Below are 26115 nucleotides of genomic sequence, written 5' to 3' on the forward strand. Positions count from 1 at the left end.
TTTTGATGATAGATTATTTATTATATGCATTGTAACAAGAGGGGGGATGGGCTTGCACAGAAGTGGGAATAGGAAGGTCCTTACTGTTTCCTTGAAAGCCCTCGTATCCCTTTTATTATTGAGCTGGATGTTTTCCCACATAGAATTGACTGAACTCGGTCATACGTTAGAGAATGCTCAACTGAACTGGATCTTCGCTGCCCTAGGATGGGTCGTCTTATCTGTGGGGGTTAGCGTAGTAAAATGGGGATATATCTTTAAGGCATCGAAGCTAGACATACCGTATCGCGTTTTATGGAAGAGTTATTGGGCTGGACTTTTTTTTAATAATTTTTTGCCATCGAGTATCGGCGGAGATGGTATTCGAATCTATTGGACGGGAAAATACAGTGGAGACTTACCCGGTGCTACGACCTCAGTCGTGGTTGAGCGGGTTTTAGCAACAATGGGGCTTTGCCTTACAGCACTCCTTACGGTACCATTTTCCAGAACGGGGGTCCCGGGGTTGATTGGGCTTTTCTTCGTGATTTTTAGTGTTAGTATGTTTGTGCTTTTTTTAATTCTTTTCCCAAAATTAACGAATTTCTTACAGCACAGAATGGCTGCATGGCCCAAAGCCCAGACCTTTCTTGCGGGGTTATCCCTGCACGGGGTTCGATTAAGAAATCATCCCAGATGCTTGGTCAAAGCTTTAGGATGGTCCGTTATTTTTCAGCTTTGCGTCGTGATGGTGAACTGGAGTATCTTTCAAGGGCTTTCCGTAAAGGAGTTAGGCTTTTTTGAGGCCGCTTACCTTATCCCTGCGACTTCTGTTGCCGCAATGCTTCCGGTTGGGGTCAATGGATACGGGTTAAGAGAAGGGGCATATATCACTCTTTTTGCCACGTTGGACATTCCAGGCTCTGTAGCAATGACGGCTTCTATCCTTTTCGCACTCATTGTTAGCTTGGCAAGTCTTTGGGGAGGGTGGATTTGGATTAGAGAAGGGCGGGAGTTAAATGGAAAGGACAGAATTGAGGTCAGTCATCGAGAAGCAGGCAGTCAGCTATTTTGAAGAAGGATATAATTGCTGCCAAAGCATTCTCCTTGCAACGAATGATGCATGGAATCTTGAAATCGATCCCATGATCATATCGGCGGGACAGTTCTTTAGACATGGTATGGGAAGCGGCTCGACGTGTGGCGCCTTGATCGGTGCACAAATGGCACTCGGTATCTTAAACGAGCGTTATGGGACGAAGCTGAAGATTAAAACGGCACATGCACTTTATAACGAATTTGTTAGCGCGCTTGAAAGTACGGAGTGCAAAGACTTAAGAAGTAGACAGAGTTTTAGAGAAAAGTTTGGATACAAAGGGTGTAAAATGATTACTCTAACGACAGCAGGTATCCTTTGTGAGTTTTGGGAGAACGTCCATGGACAAGAGAAATAAGATATCCATTATTATTCCAACCTTAAATGAAGAAACAAGTCTAGAGGGTCTCCTCGTACAGCTTGCCCAGTTTACTACAGGTGTCCCGCATGAATTGATTGTGGTGGATGGGAAGAGTACTGATCGTACACAGGAAATAGCCCTACAATATTGTGATCGAGTCTTAATAACGGACCCGGGGCGGGGAAGACAATTGAATCGAGGAGCGAGCGTCGCATCAGGGGAAATCTTATGGTTTCTGCACGCTGATTCGAGGGTGGATGGGGAATGTATCCCTAAGCTTTTACAGAAAGTCTCTGAAGGGGCAAGGGGAGGCTGTTTCCGTATGCAGTTTATGGATCCTCGTCCTATCTATCGGGTCATCGCCTGGGGTTCAAACTTTAGGGCTAAGTGGCTTAAGAGTTTCTACGGGGATCAGGGAATCTTTGTTGTGCGGGAGGTTTTCCTGGGACTCAGAGGGTTTCGAGAGATTCCTATCATGGAAGATCTCGATTTTTCACGTAGGTTGAAGAAAGCGGTCCCAGTCTCTAGGGTAGAGGTTACAGTGGATACAAGCCCTCGTCGTTTTCGAAAGGGTATCTTTCGTACGCTTCTGCTCATGCAGGTTCTCAAGTTAGCCTTTTTATTGAAGGTTAATCCTCACGTTTTAGCAAGAGTGTATGGTGCGGGAAAAGGTTCTAGTAATTTATATTCAACCTAAGAAACAGGAGTTTTGAGCGGTTAGTTATCGGATAAAGGATAAAGGGTAAAGGGAGTTCGGAAGACAATGGAGAAAGCAATAATCATCATGACGAGAGTGCCTGTAGCCGGTAAAACGAAAACGAGGCTCATGTCTGATCTTACTGGTGAAGAATGCTTTATTTTTCACGAGGCGTGTCTAAGAGATCTTATCCAGATCCAAGGGAGAATTAAGATTCCGACATATATCTACTACTCTGGATTCCTTACAGAAAAATTTGTCTCTATTTTTCACGAGAAAGTCAAGTTTATCCCTCAAGAAGGGTCAGATTTAGGAGAACGAATGGCGCGGGCCTTCCGTCAAACTCTCATCTCACACAAACATGTGGTCATGCTGGGTTCTGATGTACCGAACTTAAGTGTTCCTCATCTTGAAAAGGCCTTTGAATTTTTGGAGAGTAAGGATTTAGTTTTAGGGCCTGCTTTGGACGGTGGGTATTATCTTATAGGGATGAACACCTTCCATCCTGAACTATTCAAGGGAATCACCTGGGGAGGGGCTGAGGTTCTTGAGAAAACCCTGGAACGGGTGCAAGGGAAGGGATTATCCTGTTCTTTACTCGAGATGATGAGGGATCTTGATACGTTTGAGGACTTAGCGGAGTATATGAAGAACGCAGAGAATTCCTCTACCTACACCTGGCAAGTTATTAAGAAAATCCTCGCATCACCAAGATCCTAGTGGAACGGGAGATCTGTCAGGCTAGAAGCAAAATAAAAGAAGTTTTGAAAAGAAAAAAGAGTTTGCTGCTTGGGAATTTGCCCCAAGTCGCAAGCTTTTTTTTCTTTTCTACGAAGCTGAAATTTTAAAGAGATAACGCTAATCGACCTCAATCTTTTCCACATCTACAGCATGGGCAGAGATGACCGCAAGCCCAGTGTCTCCCTTTAAATCAGGGTCATTAATTACGGTATATGGCTTATTGTATTTGCGAGCGATTTTGATATATTTTTCTCGGAAATCGTAAGCTAGATCACCATTAAGAAGGAGTCGGGTGGACCTGGAATCCTTAAGTGCTTCTTCGATTTCGGGATAGGGAAGAGAATCATCCACTTGATTCTTCGTGAGAAGCTTAAGAATTCGCTCGCGAAACTCTCCGAGATACTGAAGCTTCTCACTTCGTTTCAGCTCAGGTGCTCCACGCATTCCGATGATAAGGCGTTCCTCAAGCTCATTCTTTTCGTCGTTCAACTCTATCCGCCTCCGTCTTAAGTGTTATTTCGTATTCATTATGCCCAGAAATTGTCCCTCATTTGAATTTCGATTCTTATTTCGCGATAAACATGCCCTTTCTAGGCAAATCATCATGTTGACGAAGACTGGCTAAGGTGAAAAAAGTTAATGTTGCGAACGGTAAAGACGGCTATTCCTTAAGTAGAGTAAGAAGTCAGCGGATACCATGATAAAATTCAAGATGTATAGGTAGATTACCATATCGTATTGGTAGAGAAGTTTATGCATTATCCCTGCGACATAGCCTAATAAGACGATGAGTAGGAAAAAAGCGCTTTTTCCTTGAACTGAGCGAGATACATAGGATTTATAGATAGAAAAGGGCCAAGCTGCACCGAAGCAGACTAGCATAATTGCTTCAAAAATACTCATTACATTGCCTCCTCAAAATAATTAAACGCTTGGTTGGAAGAGTTCCTTTTGAATTATACAACCCTTCGGAGGATTTTTCATCTTAAATTTTACCTCCCCTTTGTATAGGGAGGAGAATATTGGATGAATAAGAGAGGCTAGTGTATAATTACATAAAGAAGTTTCTCCATAAGGGTGGGGATGCCAAGAGAGAGGAAGTAGATTCGCATGAAGGAATGCTTTGTGAAAAAGGGGCGACGACTCGTCATTCGAGAGGCACGGAGCGAGGATGCTCAGGCCATGGTGGACTATATGAAGAAGCTTGCAACGGAATCGGACTTCTTAACTTTTGGCTCTGGGGAACTCACCGTAACCGTCGAGGATGAAGCAAAACTCATCCAGAGTAAGGAAGAGGCTGAAAACCAGTTGATGCTTTGTGCCTTTTTCGAAGAGGAGCTAGTGGGGGGGCTAACTTTTACCTCAGCCTCACGTCCCAGAGTTCGACACACGGGGGAATTCGGAGTTTCCGTACTCAGAGAATATTGGGGATTAGGTATTGCTACGGAATTATTAAAGTACCTACTCGAGTGGGCCAAAGAAGGGCAGATCATCAGAAAAATTAACCTCCGTGTACGGAGTGATCATCATTCAGGGATTAGGCTATATGAGAAGTTTGGATTTATCCATGAAGGTCTAGAAACCCGAGGATTATGTATTGAAGGGAAGTTCTATGACTTTGTTCACATGGGCCTAACGATAGGAGAATGAAGGAATTATGTCATCAAGGGATTAAGGGAATTAAGGAATTACTGCGGAAATAATAAGCTGGATAAGGTTTACCCGCCAGTAGGCGTTCGCCAAATAAATAAATTAAGGCTTAGCACAAATCGAAATTTTTCCGAAGGTGCTAAGCCTTTTATCTTTACGAGAGTGATTTTTTAGAGTATAATAATAAAGCTACACATAAATATACCAATTTAATCATATAACTCATAATCATCATATCACATATTAATCCACTTGTCAATCCGTCAGGAATTTTTGTTTCGACGATGTGCATTTAAAGTCAAGGGGGAGCGTGCAGATGAGCTATTCATTAGACAAGTCAAAGTCACAGGAAGGTAATGCTTCTCAAAAGGATATGCCACAGAATGAAACACAAAGTAAGGTTAGAGCCGAGGAAGAGATTCATCTCGCCAAAACCTTGGATCTAATAGAAAGCCAAATGGAAAGCGAGCTTGAGAATGCATCCGTTCGGAAGGAAGAAATGCTTGCTTTTCGGAGAGAGATGTATGAGGAGACGACGCACTACTCGAGAGACTTCACGCGTCTTACCGAAATGAATCAATACCTTTCCGAAGTAAAAAATCAGACAGAAAGCTATACAAACACAGCTGAACGAGTGGAACGCTATAAACGAATGCTTGATGCTCCCTATTTTGGACGCTTCGATTTTCAGGAAGAAGACTTTGATCGGGAGAAAATCTATCTTGGTCTCTATAACGTGATTGATACTAAAACCCAAGATGTCTGGGTGTATGATTGGCGGGCCCCCATCTCGAGTGTGTTTTATCGCTATGAACTAGGGGAAGCGAAGTACCCTGCTCCGATAGGGGAGATTACGGGAGAAGTTTTCCTCAAAAGGCAGTATAAGATTAAAGATTCGAAGCTTAAGTATTTCATTGACAGTAGTATTCGGATCACAGATGATGCACTACAAGAAATCTTAAGCCAAAACTCTTCGACGACGATGCGACAGATTGTAGAAACCCTTCAAAAGGAACAAGATGAGATTATCCGTGATACAGAGAATGAGGTCCTCTTCGTACAGGGGGTTGCAGGGAGCGGAAAGACTTCGATTGCTCTGCATCGTATTGCGTACTTAATGTACGAGGGGATGAGTTCTCATTTACGCTCCAATAATATCTTGATTATTTCTCCGAATGATGTCTTTAATCAGTATATATCCTCTGTCCTTCCTGAATTGGGTGAGGAGAACGTCGTCCAGGCCACGTTTGATGACTTGATAACGAGTGCGTTTCAAGAACGATTCACGGTTGAGACCAGGGATCAACAGCTCGAGAAGCTTCTTGCTCTGCAACACACTCATACAGGTCACCTCAAAGGAAAAAGTATCGAATTTAAAGGATCCGTGCATTTTATCAAGCTTCTAGAGCGACTCATTCGTTATTACGGGCATCGTCATCTTAAATTTGAAGATGTGTATTATCACGGCACATTAATTGAATCAAAACAACTGATTAAAAGCCGCTTTCTTAATAACGAAATCGGGATCCCCATGACGAAACAACTCAAGAGAGTGGAGAAAACCCTCTGGGAGCGGATTCATCCGCTGCAAAAGCAACGTCGCAACGCTATCCTCAATGTTGTAGCGACAAATCCAGAGCACCTGCTTGAAATTAAGCCCTTTGCTAGACTCTTGGCCCTTAGGGAAGCAAAAGCCCTTCGGGAGCGAATTCAAAAGTTCACGGAAGTGGATTATAAGGAAGTCTATCAATTATTATTCAAAGATCGGACACTTTTTGCTAAGCTTTCACGAGGGCTAGAACTTCCAGAGGACATCGAAAAGATTCTGAACCTAACCCTAGAGGAGCTGGTGAAAGGAGAACTGAGCTACGAGGATAGTGCAGCTCAGCTTTTTCTTAAGTTAAGACTTGAGGGAGGGAATTACTCTGACATCCGCCAGGTCGTCATCGATGAAGCACAAGATTACAGTCCGATGCACTATGAAGTTTTTAAACTCTTGTTTCGAAATGCTCGCTACACTATTTTGGGAGATGTCGCACAGAGTATTGAGAAGGAAGCGGAGGACTCTGTCTATGATTCATTTGCTAACATTCTTGACCGTCCGAAGATGACCAAGCTTTCTCTAACAAAGGGGTATCGCTCAACCTATGAGATTAGTGCATTTGCTCAAAGAATCTATAGAAGAGAACGTGAGGTATATCCCTTTGATCGGCATGGTCCAGAACCAGAAGTGAAAGTTCTTCAAACCTCCAAAGCGATGAATCAGGAAATCCTTCAGGATGTCGAGGCCTTCCTAAAAGAAGGCTTCGAAACGGTCGCCATCATCTGTAAGACCTTCCAGGAATCCGAGCAGGTTTATCAAAACCTTAACCGTAATATGAGCTATAGTCAAACCCAAACCCATAATCAGAACCAAGGCAATAGTAGAAGCGAGCAATCAAAAATTCACCTCGTCCACCCTCGTGTGGGGCAAATCGAAAAAGGCATCCTCGTTATCCCAGCCTATGGGGCAAAGGGACTTGAGTTCGATTGCGCTATAATCTATGGTGTGGATCATGAAAATTATAAATCAGAGCTAGATCAGCGCTTACTCTATATCGCCTGCACCCGGGCACTGCACCGCTTGATGATTTATGCAGTGGAGAAGGAAAGTAAAATTCTCACTTAAAGGATCCTGAACAATTCTTTCCCCATGAAACATAGGGGCAAGTCTCATACGCTTACATAGCAAAGAAAGAGGGTTAGCCCTGACGGATAAGAAAGTTAGGGCTAACCCTTTTATTGAAAAAAGTTAAGCTAACAGTTCCTTGAACGTAGTCAGAATTTAAAGGTGAGACGATCAAATTAATGAGAATATCTGAAATTTGGGTTGCCAAAATGTTAAAAAAGGTGTATTACAATAAGGGAGGGTGACTGTTCTTGTGTATAATAAGCGCGCATTGTGAAATTATAGAATATAAAAAGACGCATTAAAGCTGATTTTCCTCAAAATAAGAGTTAAAATATCGATTAGAGTGGAGAAAAGTCGAATTATGATAATTCTCCATTTTTAATTCTACCAAATGAAATTGGAAGGGGGATACATACAATGAAAGTCACTAAAACAGCACAGGCCGGTGCACAAGAGTCTAATGATATTTTGATCACCGTCCTGCCAAACGAGCAAGGTGGGGTTCAAGTACAGCTCGAGGCTAAAGGAGTCATACTTAAGCAATTTGGAAAGCAGATGGAGCAAGTCATTCGGGACAAGGTCGAGGAGATGGGTGTCGAAGATATCACGATTAAAGCACAGGATAAAGGGGCACTCGATTATACGATTAGAGCTCGCGTCCAAGCTGCCCTCGAAAGGGCATTCGCATAACGCAGGGTGTTAGAAGCAAAAGTTAATTTTATACCTTAAAATTGAAACGTTGTTTTAAAGATGGTGAAGTTAGTCGCGTATATAATAAGACATGGAAAAGGGTATTTATGAAGGGAGTCGTTCAAGAAATGAAGAGGCCAAGAAGGAGCTTGCTCATTATATCTGGAAATAGCCCGAAAAGTATGCAAGATGCACCGGTATTTAATCCGGATGCCGTCGTATTTGATTTAGTCGATCGTGTAGCAGTGACGGATAAAGATAGTGCACGCTATCTCGTCAAAGAGGCTCTGAACTTTTTAGATTATTCTAAAGTCGAAGTCATAGTTCGGATTAATGCACTCGATACAGAGTTTGGGGCAAAGGATTTAGATTTGATTGCCCGTGTTAAGCCGAATGCTCTCATTATACCAAAGGCTACACCCGAGGCGCTTCGAGAAATTGACGCAAAGCTTACCCAGATTGAAAAAGAGGAAGGGTTTGACGAGGGAGGAATTTCTTTAATTCCTACGCTTGAAACCGCTTTTGGAATAGAGTATGTCAATAATATAATCACCTGTTCTCCACGAATTTCAGCAGTCTGGTTCAATGCTGAAGGGCTCCTTAATGAATTCGGCTCGAAACGGACGAAGGAAGGGAAAGAACTTCTTTACGCACGAAGCCGTATAGGTATCGCTTGTCGGGCTGCAGGATTCGAAGTGATCGATACCTTGTTCCTTGATGGAAATGATTATGAAGGACTAGAAAAAGATGCCCTTCATGCAAGAAGCCTTGGCTTTACAGGCAAAGCCGCTCTTGATGGACGGCAGATCGATACGATTCATGCAGTCTTTGCTTAAGGCAAATGGGAGGAAAGGTCTTTTCACGCGGTATCTTATTGAAGAAGGGATGTACGGATAACTATGAAGAATATTCTTGGAAGAGAACTTCCAGATGTAATAGAGGGTTATGGTCAGGTAAAGCCTTTTATGGGAGCGTTTGCAAACTATGGGGAACGGGCCAAAGCAGCCGTTACCTTGCGTTCTGTAAAGCCAGGAGAAAAGAAATTACTGGATAATATTAATGAGGCACTCGATAAAGTTGGAATTAAGGATGGGATGACTGTGTCCTTCCATCACCATTTGAGAAATGGGGATTATGTCCTGAATCAGGTCATGGCAGTCATTGCCGAAAGAGGAATTAAGGACATCCATGTTGCTGCTACAGGGATTTTTCCTATCCATGAGCCCCTCGTTGAATACATCAAAAAAGGAATCGTCACTAAGATTTCCGTCAACTATATTTCACCCGGCCCCGTCGCGAAGGCTATTTCCAAAGGGCTCCTTAAACATCCGGCGGTATTGATGAGCCACGGGGGACGTCCTCGGGCGATTGAAAGCGGAGATTTGCATGTAGACGTCGCGTTCATTGCCGCTCCGACGGCCGATGCTTATGGAAATGTCAACGGAGTCGGGGGACCTGCAGCCTGTGGAACCTTGTCGTACGCGATTGCAGATGCGTTCTTTGCTGATAAAGTGGTAGCGGTTACCGATCATCTCGCTCCTTATCCAGCTTGCCCGATTGAGATCACACAGGACTTTGTGGATTATGTCGTTGTGGTGGATTCTATCGGAGATGCTAACGGGATCGTCTCAGGAACACTCACAGTGACGAAGGAGCCTGTCGGCTTACGGATTGCTAAGATGGCCGCTCAACTGATTAATGAGGCAGGCTATATCCAAAATGAGATGTCCTTTCAGACTGGTGCAGGGGGGACCTCCCTCGCAGTTGCGGCTGAAGTACGGAACTTTATGAAAGAAAAAAATGTCGTCGGAAGCTTTGCAGCTGGCGGGATTACGGGTTACATCGTTGATATGCTTAACGAAGGGCTATTTAGAAATCTCTTCGATGTGCAGTGCTTCGACTTAAAAGCGGTTGCTTCTTATCGGGAGAATCCTAGACATCAAGCAATGAGCGGCTCTCTTTATGGGAATCCCCATGATAAAGGGGCCATTGTCAATAATCTCGATGTTATGATCCTGGGAGCTACGGAAATTGATACTGACTTTAATGTCAATGTCGTAACAGGCTCTGACGGGATCATCATGGGAGCTTCTGGTGGACATAATGATACTGCGGCTGGCTCCAAACTAGCCATCATCGTGACCAACTTGACCAAAGGACGCCTTCCGGTCGTCAAGGATAGAGTCACAACGGTGACCACCCCAGGAGAAACCATCGATGTTCTTGTGACGGAGAGAGGGATTGCAATCAACCCAAGGAGAGTAGATCTCTTGGAGAAACTCAAAGATAGCGAACTTCCGATTGTCACGATTCAAGAACTCAAAGAAATGTCTGAGAAGATGACAGGGAAACCAGAACCTATCGAATTCACGGACCGTATCGTTGCCGTTGTGGAATACCGTGATGGAACCGTTATCGATGTCGTAAGAAAGCCTAAAGATTAAACGAGGCTTATAAATGACTCGTCTAAGAAATCCTTGTGTCTAAGAATAATAGCAAAGCCCCCTGCACACACTAACGAATATGTTTGTGTATGAAGGGGGCTTTTTTCATTAGAACGATGCTGGCTACTTTCGATTATCGATCTTTAACGATCGCCTTGATTTCGATTTTTCTGGGGGCCACAGGTCAGTTCTTATTTCGCCTAGGAATGCTTAGCTATGGAAAAGTTACTATCGAAGGTGTCTGGAGGCAGTTGCTTGGAATTATTATGACACCTGCTATATTTTTCGGGTTTGTCTGCTTTGGTATAAGTTCGATTCTTTGGCTCGTCGTGATCTCACGGTGGGAGCTCAGTTATGCGTATCCCATGGTTGCACTAGGCTATGTCATCGCAATTCTTTATGGGACGTTTTTATTGCAGGAAATAATAACTTTACCAAAGATTTTAGGTAGCGGACTCATTTTATTAGGGATATCTGTACTTGGATTATTTGGACAAGCAAAAGGCTGATTTGTCAAGAGAGTTATTTGTATAATGAACTCAGAATAAGGGATTATTTACAAATTTATCTGGAAAAGCAAGTTGCACCTCAATCGAGAATAGGATATTATAATCTTAACAGACGGTTTACAAAGCAATATATCATTTGCTGAGCCGTTGGTTTGTCTTCCCTAGAAGACTCAAAGAACTGAATAGTACTCCAGATAACCCAAGTAATCACCTCATAACGGGAGAATGGTAAAAGGGGCGTGTGCGAGAAATGAAATTTCAGGATTTAGGGAGAGGCGCGCGTATCGAACTGGCGAAAATGGCGAAGCAGCTGGGAATGAAGTTTATCGGTTATAATCCCACAGCCCAGCAAGTGTCGCTGGAGTACAAAGGAAAAGGAGTTACTTATCACGTCGATGAGTTGGTCGCACAGTACCAACAAGCGTCAAGGATGGTCTAAAGAGTGACTTTTCTCTGAAAGTAATTTAAAGGAACTAAGTTTTATTATCATAAGTTGCTTGTAGAAAGCGAAAAGAAGAAAGTCGATCCTATCTGAAACCGAATAATTGGTAAACATTGAAAAAGGGGCGAGATCATCGCCCCTTTTTGGTACACCTTATTCACTTTTAAAATCCTTTCGACCATCGAATTTACATAATTCCCCTAGAAATAACAAATGGCGCTTGCGTGTTTCAGCTAGAATCAGAGCAATTATCCATGTGCGAGCATGGGTTGCTTGAAATAAGCTGATTTGCGCTTGCGCCTTAGATTAAGGTTTGCCGGAAAAAGCTGCACACTTTGTTTGACGGTAAGGGTCACAGGGAGTGGGCGATAGGGTCCTACACCTTGCTGTTTGCGTTGTGCCTCATAAGCACGGTACTCCTCCCAGTGGGCAATGAAGTCCTCTTTGCTAACAGGGCACTCCTCACCCCCGGTGAGTTGAAAAAGATAACGATCATTCTCAGGTTCCTGGACATAACTGATGATAAGATTTCCGTGGAAAAACAATAGAATCCCACCTTCCTCTTAATTTGTCGTTAGCCTCCTGACCTATATTTATGAACCTCATCCTAATTTTAGTGTAGCAAAATAGGCGAGGATTGGGAAAAGTTTTGTCCGACAAAATCAATGGAAGTTCGGCTAAAGTGAGTTGGTTTTATAGGACATAGAGGAGGATTTGACGAATTTTAGACGAATTAGGGCGAATCGTGACGAACGATTCTTAAGTTTCAAGACTGCTTCTGATAGAAGAAAGAGGAGACTGGCTTTAACCCCAAGTGGTTCATGCCAAAAAGATGCTCAGTGCTCCCGGTAAAGAGGATTCCACCTGAGTTTAAGGAATCGGCGAACTTTCGATAGAGCATCTCTTTCGCCTCTTCTGTAAAGTAAATCACGACATTTCGGCAGGCGAGCAAATCAAAACCCATATCGAATCGGTCAGTGAGGAGATTCTGACGTTGAAACGTTACAGAACGCTTGACCTGTTCTTTTATTTGATACCCAGTGTCTGTTGGGGTAAAATACTTTTGTAGAATCTCTGCAGTAGTGCTAGCGAAGTCAGCTTGACGGTAAAACCCGTTTTTGGCCTGCTGAAGTACGTTGACATCAATATCGGTGGCGAGGATACTAAAACGTGCCTGGGGGAAATACTCCATAAGTGTCATAGCTAAGGAATAGGGTTCTTGTCCACTCGAACATCCAGCACTCCAGATTTTCAAGGAGGTCTTCTTCTCCAAGAGTTTCGGGAGAATCACTTCCCTTAATGTTTTCCACTGATTGGTATCCCGAAAGAATTGGGTGACGTTAATAGTTAAGTGCTTAAAGAAGGCATCATAGAGTATGGAGTCCTGGTTTAAAGCTTTGATGAAATCTGCGTAGGTCTTGTGACCATGGGTATTCATAAAGCTAAGAATTCGGCGTTGCATCTGATTCTGCTTATAAAAATTTAGGTCGAGTCCACTTTTGGGGTGGAACGCTTTTACAAACCATTCATAGGTGTTCGTTTCTGGGTTAAGCAAGCAAGTCACCTCTTTTTTGTGAATCTATTAGCGAGAAGGCTGAAGATACAGAGGGTCGTCCTAGCCAAAGAGGTCGATAATCAGCCCTCGGATCTCATCGATTTGATCTAATAACTCCATGGGTTTGGTCTGGTTGTCGAGGACTTTCTGCCCAAGCTCCTCAAGGGCTTTATCAATTTCTGTGATTCGGGCCAGTACCTTAGGTCGTCCCCGGAAATCCCAGAAGGACTCTTCCGAGACGCGACGACTTTGACCAAAGGTTGAACGTAAGAAAGATTTGACCATATCCTTAAAGTCTGAAAGATCGCGCAGGGAAAAGCTCTCTGCTAATTGCTTCCCTTTATTTTCTAAACGACTCATGAAGTCTTGAAGCTCTTTGGTTTGTAGCTTCTGTGTATTCGCGAGTACGCGGTTAAAATCGAGCTCTCCCCGTTGAGAAGGGGTTGCAGAACGATTTAAAGATTCGGTTTGTTGGGCTCCGTTAATTCTTAAAGGCATTTGCATTTCCCCTTTATTGGACTTGAAAGGACGCTACTATGCAATCACGACGGGTTTTCTTAAAGCTGCTTCTGGGAGTAGGTGCAATTGCCATACCCTGGACCGCCTGGCCTACTAAATTGAAGAACGTTTTTGAACCTCTGAGGGAAAGTCGGAGGGTAAAACTCTATACCCAACCTTCTCAAGAGAAGCCTAATGAATTCTTTCAGGTGGAAAGTCTTAGTCGGAAGGCGATGGATGACATAGTTGCCTTAACCGCTCCAGAGATGGAAGGCCGTCGGGCGGGCTTAGCCGGGGAGGGAAGAGCCTCACAGTATCTAGCGAAAGAACTGAGTATGCTCGGGCTAAAGCCCATGGGGGATAAAGGGGAGAGCTATGTCCACGCCTTCACGATTCCCTCGGTCAAGGAAGCTGTCATAGGAGGAAGGCTAACGTTTACCTCCGGTCCGATGGGGATGCTTCGAGCTCCGAGCATGAATCTCCTTGGGGGTCTAATGGGCGAAAAGCAGGATGAAGTGATTCTCCTTTCAGCCCACTATGATCATCTCGGTAGCTATCGAGGAGAGGTCTATCCAGGAGCAAACGATAATGCCTCAGGTGTCGGTTGTATCCTTGACGTGATTCGACGACTCATCCGAGAAATGGCAACCCCAAAGCGGACGATTGTTTTTGCGTTCTGGGGAGCGGAGGAAATGGGTTTTATCGGTTCCAATGCCTTTGTAAATTCTCCGAGTTTCCCCCTCAAAGCGATTCAGGCCGTCATCAATGTCGACACAATCGGAAACGGAATGATCGGTAACTTCGGGCTTTGGTCAGAAGGGGAAAATAATATTGCCTTTAGAGCCGTTCAAAAGGCTGCTTCACAGGCTGGGGCAAGTGCTCAACTGGCCCCGAATCAGGGGCACAACAGTGATCAGGTGAGCTTCGCGCAGGTTGGGATTCCAGCGGTTACCCTGATGGCTCGAGAGTGGCTTCAGAATAATCATACTCCGCAGGATACGGCTGGGAATGTTAAGATCGAGCAGGTTCAGCTTGCGACGGAGATTGTGTATCAGGCGGTACGGAGTCTGGCTTTCTAGCTTTGAAATCTGATTTCAAGAAGGTTTCTCCAGGATTTTGCTTTGCAACGGTCACTCAGTAAGCTGCGCGGACCAATCTAATCACTCAAGTTCTCGCCTTCGCCGGGTTCGCCTTCGCTGTTAAGTTATCTTTGTAGTATGCGGCTTCGGGCGAAACCCTCCACCGGAGGCTTTCGTGGCTAAATCGTCTCCTGACTCGTGGCCGGTTGGAAAACGTCCATGTTTCCAACCCGTCTCCGCTGCGAACTTTTCGCGAAGATTGGTTAGCCGCTCGCTTAGAATGCGTTCCCTTATGCAAAGCAAAATCCTTGGGTATTCTTTTATAGGTATTTCAGTTGAATGTTGAAGGGAATCAGGGGGACGGTTCTTGAGATTCTACACGACTTTTAGGAATCAAGAGAACCGTCCCCTTGATTCCGACCCTGCGTTATGGCTTAATAGTTGGAGTAACTGCTGCGCCTGAAGTCGGATCAGCGAATTTTTGCTGTCCTGGCTCAGTTGCATCATACTTAGAACGAAGAATAACGAGGTCTACGCGACGATTCTGGGCCCGACCGGCTTCAGAATCGTTTTTTGTTAGCGGACGGTATTCCCCGTAGCCCGTAGCGGAAAGTCGATCTGTGGCAATTCTTCCTTGCATAATATGTACGACATTCGTAGCTCGAAGAACAGAGAGTTCCCAGTTGCTTGGGAAGCGGGCCGTATTAATCGGTAGGTTATCGGTATGTCCTTCAACCTTGATATAATTCGGGGCTGAAGCTAAAACGTTAATGATTTTATCAAGAATTTCTCGGGCTTTGGGAGTGATGTCTGACGATCCGCTCTCAAAGAGTAGGGTATCTTGGATACTGATGACAAGTCCTCGTTCCTCGATCGAGGAAACGAGCTTGGCTTGAATCCCGTTATCTGATGCAAATTTATCTAGCTTTTGTTTGATCCCCTCAATCGTCATATTTTCGGTATCCGTATTTCCTTCTCCGGCATTCTGATTTTGTCCAGAAGTATCCTTTGCTTCAGAAGGCTTTGGGGCTGAGTTAAAAGTCTCTAGGAAGCTGGGGCCTGAAGGAGAGGTTGAGATTTCCATTTTGGCGGGAGTTCCACCGCCGAGGGCAGCACTCAAAGACTCTGCGACAGCTTGGAATTTGTTTGCATCCACTTTACTCATCGAATACATCACCACGAAGAAAATCATCAGAAGGGTGATGAGATCGGAATACGTTAAGAGCCAGCGCTCTGAATTTTCTTTTTCAGGTTCTTCTGTATGCTTTCTAGCCATTTTTTCACCTTATCCTACGCTTGTTCTTCCCGCACTAAGGTCTAGATTCTCAGCGGTATCGCCTTTAGATTCCGGCATATTTCCGAGGTGGGTTTTTAATTTCTCTTTAAGAATGGAGGGGTTTTCTCCAGCTTGAATGGAAAGAATTCCATCAAGTACCATCTCCATCGCTGCGACTTCGATTTTATCCTTCTGTTTGAGCTTGGTTGCAATGGGAATAAAGAGAAGGTTCGCCGAGGCAACACCGTAGAGGGTTGCAATAAAAGCTCCCGCTATGGATTTGGATAGAGATTCTGGATCTGAGAGGTTTCCTAAGACATGAACGAGTCCCATAACCGTACCAATAATCCCCAAAGTCGGGCCGAATCCACCGGCAGCTTCAAAGACAGCAATCCCTACTTTATGGCGTTTTTCCATAACCGTAATATTTGACTCGAGAATTTCACGCGTAACATCTGGATCCGTTCCATCGATGACGAGTTGCATTCCCTGACGTGTAAAGCGATCCTCAACAGTTTCGAGCTCCTGCTCGAGGCTGAGAAGCCCTTCACGACGCGCTTTCTCAGCAAAGCGAACGAGAGTTTCGTAGGCTTCAGCTGTTCCAAAAGTCTTATCTGTAAAAGCAATCTTAAGCCAAGTGGGGAGCTTTTTCATTTCTTTTAGAGGGAAACTTGCGAATACAGCAGCAAAGGTTCCGCCGAAGACGATAATCGCAGGCGGAAGAAGAAAAAGGGAACTAATGTGACCTCCTTCCAGAACAAAGCCCACTATTAAGGCACCAAAACCTAATACAATTCCTAAAATGGTTGATATGTCCATTACTTAAAGGCCGGACGCTTACTAAAAAAGACACAAAAGCCCCGGCTACCTCCCTTGCTATGAATTTTGAGCATACGCTATTCTATATATCGACAGAAAAAGAGTAATACTTTAACCCCTTCACGGGTTCATTATATCGGAAAATCGGAGAAGCAGCCATAGTATGAGGCTCCTTTGATTGAATAATATTATTTCGCGTCGAAAATCCTCGATGAGAGTTTTAGACTTCCTCAGTTCCTCCATATCTCTTAAGCCTTAAATATCCCCATGTAGAGATAATAAGCCAGGTGGTATAGAGTATTATGGGCACATAAACTCGGCCAAGGTTCCATTGGAAAATCCCTAGATTCATGAGGACGTTAGAGAAGATAGCACTATAGCAGGCAGCAGTTAGGACGTAAATAAAACGAAAGGTGCTATTAGAGGGAAGAAAGTAAAAGTAGATTATATAATAGATGATGACGCTGTTATACTTGGACTAAATTAGTAAACCTTTTAAACGCAAGGGTTTCACTGATTTAGTCCAATTTTTTTATGCCCAAAATTAGCGAAACAACAGTATTTATGAGGAGGTTTTGATACGAATGTGTAAAATAATCGCAGTGGCGAACCAAAAGGGTGGTGTAGCCAAAACCACAAGTGTAAGAAATATGGCTTTCTCACTTGGGGAACTTGGTAAACGTGTTTTGGCAGTTGATTTTGATCCGCAGTCGAATCTAACTGCATCTTTCTCGGAAGAGAATATGATCTTAAAAACTACGATTGCAGATGTAATGACAAAGGCAATGGATGAAGAGAGCATTCCGAATAAAGAAGAATATATCTATTCTCATGGGAAGATTGATTTCATGCCAAGTAGCATCCATTTGTCCGTAGTTGAAGCCAATCTAAGAATGGAAATGGGAAGTGAGAAGTTGCTGACAAATATCTTAGAACCGCTTAGAGATCAGTATGATTTTATTCTTATTGATACGAATCCGTCCCTAGGTCCTTTAACAATCAATGCTCTTTCTGCTGCCGATAGTGTCATCATTCCGATTAATCCAGAGTTTTATGCAACTATGGGATTAACCGATTTAACCAAAACAATTCTAAAGATCAGAAAGAGAATCAATCCTGGTATTCAGTTTGAAGGGATTTTGATGACCATGTGTGATATGCAGACAAACCTTCATAAGGAGGTCTGCTCAGAAGTTGCAGAAGCTTATGGTAATGGAATGAAAATATTCAAAGTTCAAATTCCAAGATCCATCAGAGTTGGAGAAGCAAACCGCTATGGCATGAGTGTCATTGATTTTGATAAGAAGTCTAAGGCAGGATTAGCTTACGATGAGATGGCAAAGGAGTTGATAGCTTATGGTAACTAGACCAACAGCCAAGAAAGTGAAGTCACTTGATGAACTGCTTCAAGCGGATGATATTTATTCAGCACCTGTTCAGACTGAGGAAAAGGGAATTAGGCTGATTGCTTTCGATGAAATTCGACCATTCAGAAATCATCCTTTCCACTTGTACAGAGATGAGCGGCTGGAAGACTTAGTTGAGAGTATCAGAGCTAACGGAATCTTAATTCCTATGATTATTCGGTCTGTTGAGGATGATCCAGATGGTTATAAGTATGAAATGCTTGCAGGCCACAATCGTTTAAATGGTGCAAAACTTGCGGGACTTATTGAAGGTCCGTGTATTGTGAAAGATGGATTGTCAGATGAAGAAGCACTGATGTACGTTGTTGAAACCAATGTTATTCAGAGATCTTTTACAGATATGCTGACCTCGGAAAAAGCTGCTGTACTTGCCATGAGTCATTCAAAAATGTTCTCTCAGGGCAAAAGAAATGACATCATTGAAGAACTTTTAAAACTCGAAAACCCTGAATATATCGGGCATGATGAAACTTGTGCCCCAGTGGGGCACAAGTTAAAAACCAGAGATAAAGTTGGGATTGAATATGGTTTGTCGAAGAACACTGTGGCCCGACTTTTACGAGTAGAAAAGTTGAATTGTAGTTTAAAAGAACGAGTGGATTCAAATGAAATTTCTCTTAGATGTGCAGTTGATTTGTCTTATCTCATTGAAGCCGAACAAGAAGAAGTAAGCAATGTGATATCTGAGAATGACTTCAAAGTAGACATGAAGAAAACTGAAATGTTGAGAAGCTATTCTGCTAACAGCAAGCTGAATGAAAAGGCTATTTATCAGATTCTTTCAGGAGAAATCAATAAGAAACCTAAAGCCAGTACATCACCCTCAATTAAAATAAAGCATAAGGTATATGCCAAGTTCTTCTCACCTGAAACAAAGGCAAGCGAAATTGAGAAGATAGTCGAAGAAGCACTGGAACTTTATTTTCAAACCCATCATGGTAGAGAGGAGGATAATACCGCTTGAGAAAAGATGAACGGTTAAAAACGATTTATGAGACGATTGCTCCCCATGTGACTCGTAGCGAGGGTGCATGGAGAGAATATCTTGAATTTGCCTCAAAACTCTTTAAATATAGCTTTGATAATGCACTCCTTGTTTATGCTCAGAATCCTAATGTTACGATGCTTGCACCAACAGCAGTATGGAATAAAGTTGGCAGATACGTCAATAAAGGGGCTACCGGAATTGCTGTCTGCGAATATGAAAATGCAAAATTGACCGTCAAGCATTTGTTTGATGTCACTCAAACAAATGGCAGGGATGTGGTTGCGACTAATTGGGATTTAGATGAAGATATGAAGAGTCGATTGGAGCGTAGAGTAGCTTATAATCATGGACTTGATACTTTTACTTTAGCAGATGCAATTCGTCAAATATCTCAAGAAGCTGTAACTGAGAACCTCGATAGTTATATGCAGAATCTTCAAGTGGACATTGAAGATCATTTATTTGAGAGTTTGCCTCAAGACGGTTTGGAGTTGCAAATTCAAGAGCTCATCAGTGACAGCGTTTCTTGCTTCGTGGGAAAACGATGTGGCTTACCTGATGAAGAAATGATTGTACTAAAAGGTATGGCAACTATTGCACATTTCAATACCATTCCCTTAATTGCAAAGCTCGGATACACTGTAACGGATATTTCTAAAAGCATTTTGATTGAGATTGAAAGAAACATAAAAATCATTGATAAAGAGAGGAGAACACAAAATGAGCAAGATAGACATGAACTATCAAGAGATAGACGGGTTGAAGGTTCCCTGTATCCAGATATCGAACAACAGCGAGGACGACAGACCACTGGGCAAGTACGGCAGGATGGCAATGGAATTCCTGAAAGAGCAAAATCCACAGCGATTTATGATTTTGAAAATGGATGGCACTCTGATGGAGATCATGCACAAAGTACAGGAGGAAGCAGTAGAGAAAATCGAGCACATAACACAGGAGATGTTGAAGATGGAACCTATGCCAGAGACAGAGGATATTATGGAGAAGACAAAACACCTAAACAGCCTGAAGTCAGTGGCGGAGGAAATCGTTCTGAACGAGGTAGTCTACAAGGTGAGGTAGAAAAAGATAAAACCCAAGTAATAGCAAATAATGATGAGTCATTAAATAATGGCTCATTTTTTATGCCCGAAAATGAGACTGATAAGAATGGTATCAAGGTTCTAATTGTTGAACAAGGAAAAATCCCATACGTCAAAACAATTCCAAAAGGATATGAAGAGCTTCAGCGCCAACTTGATGGGACATTCACAACATTGGAAGTTGATTATGGAATCGATGCAATTTGTGCTGACGATGTTGATTTTGAAAGTACTCCCATCAACCGAATATCAAATGGACAGCCAATCTTTGGAACCTTTCTGCTTTCAAGAGTCAATTATGAAACCGGTGAATACCAATCGCTAAAAGATGAAGATATCGAAAAATACTCCAACCAATTTAACGCACCACTGATTGATATTACGGAGTTAATCAGCGAATTAGAAGTAGCTGACACGGGAGCAATTGAAAAAGTTAATGATCTGGATTATGAGAAACTTGGCTTTTATAAGTTAAGAAGAGTCATCGAAGATCAACCTGAGAAGCATGTTGAAAAGTCTAAGGGACAGATGACGCTCTTTGATATGAAGTCAAATAGTAGAGAGGAAGAATTGATTGAACAAGTTCTTCTTCTAGGCAGTGGTGTTCAAAACGGTATAAACCGAATTTATGAATTCGCAATGACAGATCCAACGGGCTCTGCTTTTTCCTCGTTCTTAAAGGATGAATATGGTACTGGGGGGTGTAGTGTCAATAAAAGTGGTATTGGATTTGAGAATCATGATAGCAAGGGCATCGAATTTGATTGGACTGATGAAAATGGTGAGAAGCAAAAAACTCAGATTACTTGGCTCAAAGTTGCCATTGGTATCAGACTGCTTATTGACGAAGGAAGATACCACGTGCCACTGAAAGAGAAGATACCACAAAATTCTGAGTATCAGTCTCATAAAAATGAGCTTGAAGCAGTTAACAAAGAAATAGAGGACATTCAAGTAAAATGGGAATCAGGGGCTATCTTTTCAGAAGAACAAACTGAACATTGGGATGACCTTGAGGATTTAAAAAGAGAATTAGAAAGTGACATTGCTGATTTTGAGGAAAATCAAAGCCCAGATACTCTTGAAGAATCAGAGGCTAGCCAAGTACAAAAAGTAGCGAACACAAATCATGAAGAAGTGAAAGCTCTTAAAGCAAGTCCTAATAGATTAAGCTTTCGATATTCTGAGGATTATAATCTCTATCCTAATGGTGCGAAGACAAAATATAAGAACAATGTGGAAGCCATTAAACTATTGAAGAAGATAGAAAGTGAAAAGCGGTTGGCTACCAGTGAGGAGCAAATTATTCTTGCTAGATATGTTGGATGGGGTGGGCTGGCAAATGCCTTCTCAGATACAGCCTCTGGTTGGGAAAATGAATATATGGAGCTTAAAGTACTCCTTGAAGACAAGGAATATGAAGATGCAAGGAATTCAACCATTACTGCGTATTACACAGAACCAGAGTTAATCAAAGGTATTTACCTAGCTCTTGATCGCTTTGGTTTTGTTGGTGGAAGAGATCGAAAGATACTTGATCCTGCAATGGGTACAGGTAACTTCTTTTCTGTCTTTCCTAAAGTAATGGATGGAACTCAGCTTCACGGTGTAGAGCTTGACAGTGTCACAGGAAGAATCGCAAAGCAGCTCTATCAGGATGCGAATGTTTTAGTTCAGGGATTTGAAACTACAACTTATGAGGATAATTCTTTTGATGTTGTCATTGGGAATATTCCATTTAACAATGTGAAGCTTTATGACAAACGCTATGCAGAGAATGATTTTCTTATCCACGACTATTTTATAGCAAAGTCTTTGGATCTTTTAAAGCCTGGTGGACTAATGGCCTTCATAAGTAGTAAAGGAACAATGGATAAAAGAGATACCTCCGTCAGGGAGTATATTGCTGGGAGGGCTGATTTAATTGGGGCAATTCGTTTACCTAGTACTGCGTTTAAAGCACTGGCAGGAACAGAAGTAACGGCAGATATCTTGTTTTTTCAAAAGTTGAATTATCCCAGAATTGTTGATAAATACTCACTTCCAGATTGGGTTTTTACGAATACAAGAAAGTCAGACTACATTAATCTCAATCAGTATTTTATAGAAAATCCAGAGATGATGCTTGGTGAAATGCAGTGCAGTCGGAACATGTATGGGAATGAAGATGGAACAGCTTGTATAGCACCTATTGGTCAAGATTTATATAAAGAACTTAATAGTGCCATTCAAAAGCTTAATGCTAGATTTGCAGCCGAACCGGATAAAGCCATTGAAGTAGCGGAAGAAGAAACAAGTATTGAGCGAACGTCAATTGATGCTCCTCTCGGAACAAAGAATTATATCTATGTCGTTAAAGATGACAGAATTTATTATTGTGAACACAATAAGCTCTTGCTTCAGGATTACACCGGTAAGAGGGCAGAAAGAATAAAAGGGCTCTGTGAAGTTAGAACTGCTCTTCTGAAAGTTATTGATGTTCAGACTAGAGAGTATGTGCCGGAAGAACTTCAAAAGGCACAAAAGAAACTGAACTCTGTGTATGATAGATTCGTTGATCGCTGTGGCTTTATTAATGAGAAGCCTAATATTGCAGTTTTCACGGATGATGATCAGTTCCCACTTCTCAGGTCAATTGAAGATCAAAGTGTTGATAAGAAATCATGGGTCAAGGCTCCGATTTTTCATAAGGCAACGATTAAATCATACCGGATGCCAGAGCATGCAGAGACAGCGAAGGAAGCATTAGAAATCAGCCTCAATGTAAAGATGAAAATAGATCTGCCATATATGGTAAAGCTCACAGAAAAATCTGCGGATGAGCTCATCGAAGAACTGGACGACCGGATTTACTTGAATCCACAAAAGTTTTATGGCAATTACCATGAAGGCTGGGAACTGAATGAAGAGTATTTGAGTGGGCAGGTAAGGGATAAACTGCTTTATGCCAAAATAAAGGCAGAAGAGTACCCTGAATTATTTGCACGGAATGCTGATGCTCTTGAAGCAGTTCAGCCACCAAGGTTATTGCCAGGGGACATTGATTTTCGTATTGGTTCACCTTGGATTCCCGTAGAACATTTCAGGCAATTTATGCACGATACTTTTGGCACACCCTATTACCTTAGAGATGTCATTAATCTAGACTATATGGAGTTTACAACGCAATGGAGAGTTCAGAATAAGACTAGAGATTCTAGTTCTGTTAAGGTCAATAAAACCTATGGTACAAACAGAGTGAATGCTTATCAAATATTTGAGGACTGCCTGAATCTTCAAAGTACAACAGTAAGAGATCCTGTTCCTTATGTGGATGCCAATGGTAAAGACCAAGTGAAATACGTAATCAATGCAAATGAAACGATGATAGCAAGGGCAAAGCAGAATCAAATCAAAGAAACATTTGCCGGTTGGTTGTTCAGTGATAAAGAACGTGCGGAACAACTACTCAATATCTACAATGAGAGATTTAATACTATTAGACCACGTGAATATGATGGTTCCCATTTGATTTTCCCTGGAATGAGTGACGAGGTTAAGTTAAGAGCACATCAAAGAAATTTTGCTGCAAGAGTCATCTATGCAGGCTCTGGTTTAGCAGGTCATGTTGTAGGAGCAGGAAAAACAGCAGCACTGGTTGCATCAGGGATGTACCTAAAAAACATTGGAGCCGTAAAAAAGCCGATATATGTGGTGCCCAATCATTTGACAGAGCAGTGGGCTAAGGAATTCTACCGATTCTTTCCCCAATGTAATATTCTTGTTACAACGAAAAGAGACTTTGAAAAATCAAACCGAAACAAGTTTGTATCACGTATAGCAATGGGGGAATATGATGCGATCATCATAGGTCATAGCCAGTTTGAACGCATACCTATTTCAAAGGAAAGACAAGAAAAACAACTGAATGAAGAGATTAACCAATTGTCCTATATCATCAAGAAACTTCGTGAGGAAAAGGGAGATAATTGGTCAATCAAACAGATGGTCATCTTTCAAAACAACCTTAAAAGCAGGCTCACAAAGCTGGCTGCTGAGGATAAGAAGGATGACCTTTTAACATTTGAGCAGCTTGGCGTGGATTACATGTTTGTAGATGAAGCCCATGTTTATAAGAATTGTTTCAGTTATTCAAAAATGAGGAATGTCGCAGGAATTGGGAAGTCGTCAAGTCAAAGAGCAACAGATATGTTACTTAAGTGCCAATATTTGCAGGAGATGAACAACGGGAAAGGGGTTGTATTCGCAACAGGAACGCCGATTTCAAACAGCATGAGTGAAATGTATGTGATGCAAAGATTTTTACAGCCACAGATGCTTCAAAAGATGGGACTGAACTATTTTGACAGCTGGGCAGCGACTTTTGGAGAAGTGGTTTCTTCATTAGAGATTACTCCAGAAGGCTCTGGATATCGCATGAGAAACCGATTTGCAAAGTTTCATAACCTTCCTGAACTGATGAATATGTTTAAACTTGTAGCAGATATTCAGACCTCTGATATGTTGAATTTGCCTACTCCTGAAATTGAAGGCGGAAAAGCAGAGATTGTTGCAACGGAAGCTACAGAATTTCAAAAAATGCTGATGGATTCATTTGTAGAGAGAGCTGAAAAAATTAGAAATGGTGAGGTAGAAGCAACTATCGACAATATGTTGAAGCTCACCAATGAAGCAAAACTCATGTCGATTGATCCAAGACTGATTATTGAAGATGCTCCGAATGATCCAGAAAGTAAATTAAACATTGCAATCAATAATGTATTTGATATTTGGCAAAAGGGAAATGAGAAACGAACAACGCAGATTATTTTCTGTGATTCAGGAACGCCGAAGCCTGGGCAATTTAATGTCTATGATGAAATAAAGAATTGCTTGACCATGAAAGGTGTTGATGAATCTCATATAGCTTTTGTCCACGATGCCAAAACTGATGAGCAGAGAGAAGCTTTATTTGAAAAGGTGAGGATGGGTGAAGTCAGAATCCTTCTTGGTAGCACTTCAAAGCTTGGTACGGGTACAAATGTACAGGATAAACTAATTGCAGTCCATCACTTGGATTGTCCCTGGAGACCAAGCGATATTGAGCAACGAGATGGTAGAATCCTACGACAGGGTAATGACAATCCGGTAATCAATATTTATAGATATGTCACAAAAGGGACATTTGATGCGTATTTGTGGCAGATTCAGGAGCAAAAGCTTAAATATATCAGTCAAGTAATGACATGCAAAAGTATCTCTCGATCATGTGAGGATATGGATGAAACAGTCTTATCTGCAGCTGAGGTAAAAGCCATAGCGACTTCTAATCCTCTACTAGCTGAAAAGATGGAAGTGGATAATGAGGTAGCTAGGTTGAAGCTCCTTAAGTCAAACTGGAATAATGAACGACTGATTTTGAAACGCAACATTGAAACCCATTACCCAAAATTAATTGAGCACTGCAAACAGAAAATTGGAGCTTTGGAAAAAGACATACAGATGAAAAATGTAACGTCAGGACATGACTTTTCCATGAAAATTGACGGAAAGACTTTTGATGAACGTGCAAAAGCTGGCGAGAGACTTTTTATAGTTAGCAAAATCCAGGACGTATCTGTTAATGGTGATCCGTATGAGATTGGAGAATATAGAGGATTCAAGCTCCACCTCATGAGGACTGCATTTGATCAAATGGAAATTAGAATCAAAGGTTCTTCCTCATATCATATTGAGCTTGGAGATTCTGAAATCGGCTGTATTACAAGGATTGAAAACTGTGTTGAGAAAATTGACCATTTGCTCCTACAAACCAATCAAAAACTTGAGGATACAAACATTCAGATGGAAGAAGCCAAGAAAGAGGTTGTGAGACCTTTTGACTATGAAGAGAGGTTAGCTGATTTTTCAGCACGACAATCTGAAATCAATACAAAGCTTGAATTTAAAGAGCTAAGACAGCAAGAGGAAGTAATCCTTGATGAAAATTCACAATCGGGTGAATCGTCCTATGAGCAGAATGAGAGGAGAGCTGAACTTTCAATAGCTGAGCGAGACTATTAATCCATAAAATCAAAATGAGTATAAAGATTTTAAAAGAAAGGGAGTGAT

22 protein-coding genes are annotated in these 26115 nt (G+C 42.2%); 15 read left to right on the top strand and 7 right to left on the bottom strand.

Annotated elements, in window-relative coordinates; all coding sequences use genetic code 11:
* Positions 1-52: 52 nt before the first annotated feature.
* The 4 genes from ACZ42W_RS04315 (at position 53) to ACZ42W_RS04330 (ending at position 2853) form a co-directional block, all read left to right on the top strand.
* On the top strand, positions 53-1054 hold the full coding sequence (locus ACZ42W_RS04315) for a lysylphosphatidylglycerol synthase transmembrane domain-containing protein (protein ID WP_464168792.1): 1002 nt from the start codon (positions 53-55) through the stop codon (positions 1052-1054).
* The gene (locus ACZ42W_RS04320; protein ID WP_464168794.1) at positions 999-1433 is read left to right on the top strand and encodes a C-GCAxxG-C-C family protein; all 435 of its coding nucleotides are present in this window, start codon (positions 999-1001) and stop codon (positions 1431-1433) included. The genes ACZ42W_RS04315 and ACZ42W_RS04320 overlap by 56 nt, the downstream gene beginning before the upstream one ends.
* Positions 1417-2133 (top strand): TIGR04283 family arsenosugar biosynthesis glycosyltransferase, encoded by a 717-nt coding sequence (locus ACZ42W_RS04325; protein WP_464168795.1) that lies wholly within the window; start codon positions 1417-1419, stop codon positions 2131-2133. The genes ACZ42W_RS04320 and ACZ42W_RS04325 overlap by 17 nt, the downstream gene beginning before the upstream one ends.
* Positions 2134-2199: 66 nt before the next feature.
* Positions 2200-2853 carry a TIGR04282 family arsenosugar biosynthesis glycosyltransferase gene (locus ACZ42W_RS04330; protein WP_464168797.1) on the top strand — a complete coding sequence of 218 codons (654 nt, stop codon included), beginning with the start codon at positions 2200-2202 and terminating at the stop codon, positions 2851-2853.
* Positions 2854-2991: 138 nt separating this feature from the next.
* On the opposite strand, the gene ACZ42W_RS04335 is transcribed toward ACZ42W_RS04330, so the two are convergent.
* Positions 2992-3318, bottom strand: coding sequence for a YueI family protein (locus ACZ42W_RS04335; protein WP_464170861.1), 327 nt, complete (start codon positions 3316-3318; stop codon positions 2992-2994).
* 192 nt (positions 3319-3510) lie between these two features.
* Positions 3511-3777, bottom strand: a complete 267-nt coding sequence (locus ACZ42W_RS04340) for a hypothetical protein (protein ID WP_464168799.1) — start codon at positions 3775-3777, stop codon at positions 3511-3513.
* Between the two features lie 222 nt (positions 3778-3999).
* On the opposite strand from ACZ42W_RS04340, the gene ACZ42W_RS04345 reads away from it, so the two are divergent.
* The 7 genes from ACZ42W_RS04345 (at position 4000) to ACZ42W_RS04375 (ending at position 11277) form a co-directional block, all read left to right on the top strand.
* Entirely contained in the window at positions 4000-4524 is a 525-nt protein-coding gene (locus ACZ42W_RS04345; protein ID WP_464168801.1) for a GNAT family N-acetyltransferase, read from the top strand.
* A 373-nt stretch (positions 4525-4897) separates the two neighbouring features.
* Positions 4898-7192 (top strand): HelD family protein, encoded by a 2295-nt coding sequence (locus ACZ42W_RS04350; RefSeq protein ID WP_464170863.1) that lies wholly within the window; start codon positions 4898-4900, stop codon positions 7190-7192.
* A gap of 420 nt (positions 7193-7612) precedes the next feature.
* Positions 7613-7885, top strand: a complete 273-nt coding sequence (gene citD / locus ACZ42W_RS04355) for a citrate lyase acyl carrier protein (protein WP_464168803.1) — start codon at positions 7613-7615, stop codon at positions 7883-7885.
* Between the two features lie 128 nt (positions 7886-8013).
* On the top strand, positions 8014-8721 hold the full coding sequence (locus ACZ42W_RS04360; protein WP_464168805.1) for an HpcH/HpaI aldolase/citrate lyase family protein: 708 nt from the start codon (positions 8014-8016) through the stop codon (positions 8719-8721).
* Positions 8722-8784: 63 nt separating this feature from the next.
* A complete protein-coding gene (gene citF / locus ACZ42W_RS04365) occupies positions 8785-10329 on the top strand; it encodes a citrate lyase subunit alpha (protein ID WP_464168807.1) in 1545 nt (514 codons plus the stop codon).
* Positions 10330-10418: 89 nt separating this feature from the next.
* Entirely contained in the window at positions 10419-10838 is a 420-nt protein-coding gene (locus ACZ42W_RS04370; protein ID WP_464168809.1) for an EamA family transporter, read from the top strand.
* A 250-nt stretch (positions 10839-11088) separates the two neighbouring features.
* Positions 11089-11277, top strand: a complete 189-nt coding sequence (locus ACZ42W_RS04375; RefSeq protein WP_464168811.1) for a hypothetical protein — start codon at positions 11089-11091, stop codon at positions 11275-11277.
* A 251-nt stretch (positions 11278-11528) separates the two neighbouring features.
* On the opposite strand, the gene ACZ42W_RS04380 is transcribed toward ACZ42W_RS04375, so the two are convergent.
* From ACZ42W_RS04380 to ACZ42W_RS04390, 3 genes are all read right to left on the bottom strand, one after another.
* On the bottom strand, positions 11529-11825 hold the full coding sequence (locus tag ACZ42W_RS04380) for a hypothetical protein (protein ID WP_464168813.1): 297 nt from the start codon (positions 11823-11825) through the stop codon (positions 11529-11531).
* Positions 11826-12046: 221 nt separating this feature from the next.
* Positions 12047-12835 carry a CheR family methyltransferase gene (locus ACZ42W_RS04385; RefSeq protein WP_464168815.1) on the bottom strand — a complete coding sequence of 263 codons (789 nt, stop codon included), beginning with the start codon at positions 12833-12835 and terminating at the stop codon, positions 12047-12049.
* A 60-nt stretch (positions 12836-12895) separates the two neighbouring features.
* A complete protein-coding gene (locus ACZ42W_RS04390) occupies positions 12896-13333 on the bottom strand; it encodes a YaaR family protein (RefSeq protein ID WP_464168817.1) in 438 nt (145 codons plus the stop codon).
* A 38-nt stretch (positions 13334-13371) separates the two neighbouring features.
* Here ACZ42W_RS04390 and ACZ42W_RS04395 point away from each other — a divergent pair, with 38 nt between their 5' ends.
* The gene (locus ACZ42W_RS04395; RefSeq protein ID WP_464168818.1) at positions 13372-14412 is read left to right on the top strand and encodes a M28 family metallopeptidase; all 1041 of its coding nucleotides are present in this window, start codon (positions 13372-13374) and stop codon (positions 14410-14412) included.
* Positions 14413-14839: 427 nt separating this feature from the next.
* On the opposite strand, the gene ACZ42W_RS04400 is transcribed toward ACZ42W_RS04395, so the two are convergent.
* Positions 14840-15688 carry a flagellar motor protein MotB gene (locus tag ACZ42W_RS04400; RefSeq protein WP_464168820.1) on the bottom strand — a complete coding sequence of 283 codons (849 nt, stop codon included), beginning with the start codon at positions 15686-15688 and terminating at the stop codon, positions 14840-14842.
* Between the two features lie 9 nt (positions 15689-15697).
* Positions 15698-16507: a flagellar motor protein gene (locus ACZ42W_RS04405; RefSeq protein WP_464168822.1), complete on the bottom strand. Its 810-nt coding sequence runs from the start codon at positions 16505-16507 to the stop codon at positions 15698-15700.
* A 584-nt stretch (positions 16508-17091) separates the two neighbouring features.
* Here ACZ42W_RS04405 and ACZ42W_RS04410 point away from each other — a divergent pair.
* The 3 genes from ACZ42W_RS04410 to ACZ42W_RS04420 are packed head-to-tail and all read left to right on the top strand — an operon-like array spanning position 17092 to position 26067.
* Positions 17092-17874 (top strand): ParA family protein, encoded by a 783-nt coding sequence (locus ACZ42W_RS04410; RefSeq protein WP_144677787.1) that lies wholly within the window; start codon positions 17092-17094, stop codon positions 17872-17874.
* A complete protein-coding gene (locus ACZ42W_RS04415; RefSeq protein ID WP_144677788.1) occupies positions 17864-18898 on the top strand; it encodes a ParB N-terminal domain-containing protein in 1035 nt (344 codons plus the stop codon). Before ACZ42W_RS04410 ends, ACZ42W_RS04415 begins: the two co-directional genes overlap by 11 nt.
* A complete protein-coding gene (locus ACZ42W_RS04420) occupies positions 18895-26067 on the top strand; it encodes a DUF3846 domain-containing protein (RefSeq protein ID WP_464168824.1) in 7173 nt (2390 codons plus the stop codon). The genes ACZ42W_RS04415 and ACZ42W_RS04420 overlap by 4 nt, the downstream gene beginning before the upstream one ends.
* The last annotated feature ends 48 nt before the right edge of the window (positions 26068-26115 follow it).

This window comes from Desulfitobacterium elongatum (assembly GCF_055378975.1).

Coding starts and splice junctions, on each gene's coding strand:
- ACZ42W_RS04320 (WP_464168794.1), top strand. CDS start 999: ATGGAAAGGACAGAATTGAGGTCAGTCATCGAGAAGCAGGCAGTCAGC.
- ACZ42W_RS04325 (WP_464168795.1), top strand. CDS start 1,417: ATGGACAAGAGAAATAAGATATCCATTATTATTCCAACCTTAAATGAA.
- ACZ42W_RS04330 (WP_464168797.1), top strand. CDS start 2,200: ATGGAGAAAGCAATAATCATCATGACGAGAGTGCCTGTAGCCGGTAAA.
- ACZ42W_RS04335 (WP_464170861.1), bottom strand. CDS start 3,318: ATGCGTGGAGCACCTGAGCTGAAACGAAGTGAGAAGCTTCAGTATCTC.
- ACZ42W_RS04340 (WP_464168799.1), bottom strand. CDS start 3,777: ATGAGTATTTTTGAAGCAATTATGCTAGTCTGCTTCGGTGCAGCTTGG.
- ACZ42W_RS04350 (WP_464170863.1), top strand. CDS start 4,898: ATGCCACAGAATGAAACACAAAGTAAGGTTAGAGCCGAGGAAGAGATT.
- citD (WP_464168803.1), top strand. CDS start 7,613: ATGAAAGTCACTAAAACAGCACAGGCCGGTGCACAAGAGTCTAATGAT.
- ACZ42W_RS04360 (WP_464168805.1), top strand. CDS start 8,014: ATGAAGAGGCCAAGAAGGAGCTTGCTCATTATATCTGGAAATAGCCCG.
- citF (WP_464168807.1), top strand. CDS start 8,785: ATGAAGAATATTCTTGGAAGAGAACTTCCAGATGTAATAGAGGGTTAT.
- ACZ42W_RS04370 (WP_464168809.1), top strand. CDS start 10,419: ATGAAGGGGGCTTTTTTCATTAGAACGATGCTGGCTACTTTCGATTAT.
- ACZ42W_RS04375 (WP_464168811.1), top strand. CDS start 11,089: ATGAAATTTCAGGATTTAGGGAGAGGCGCGCGTATCGAACTGGCGAAA.
- ACZ42W_RS04390 (WP_464168817.1), bottom strand. CDS start 13,333: ATGCCTTTAAGAATTAACGGAGCCCAACAAACCGAATCTTTAAATCGT.
- ACZ42W_RS04395 (WP_464168818.1), top strand. CDS start 13,372: ATGCAATCACGACGGGTTTTCTTAAAGCTGCTTCTGGGAGTAGGTGCA.
- ACZ42W_RS04400 (WP_464168820.1), bottom strand. CDS start 15,688: ATGGCTAGAAAGCATACAGAAGAACCTGAAAAAGAAAATTCAGAGCGC.
- ACZ42W_RS04405 (WP_464168822.1), bottom strand. CDS start 16,507: ATGGACATATCAACCATTTTAGGAATTGTATTAGGTTTTGGTGCCTTA.
- ACZ42W_RS04410 (WP_144677787.1), top strand. CDS start 17,092: ATGTGTAAAATAATCGCAGTGGCGAACCAAAAGGGTGGTGTAGCCAAA.
- ACZ42W_RS04415 (WP_144677788.1), top strand. CDS start 17,864: ATGGTAACTAGACCAACAGCCAAGAAAGTGAAGTCACTTGATGAACTG.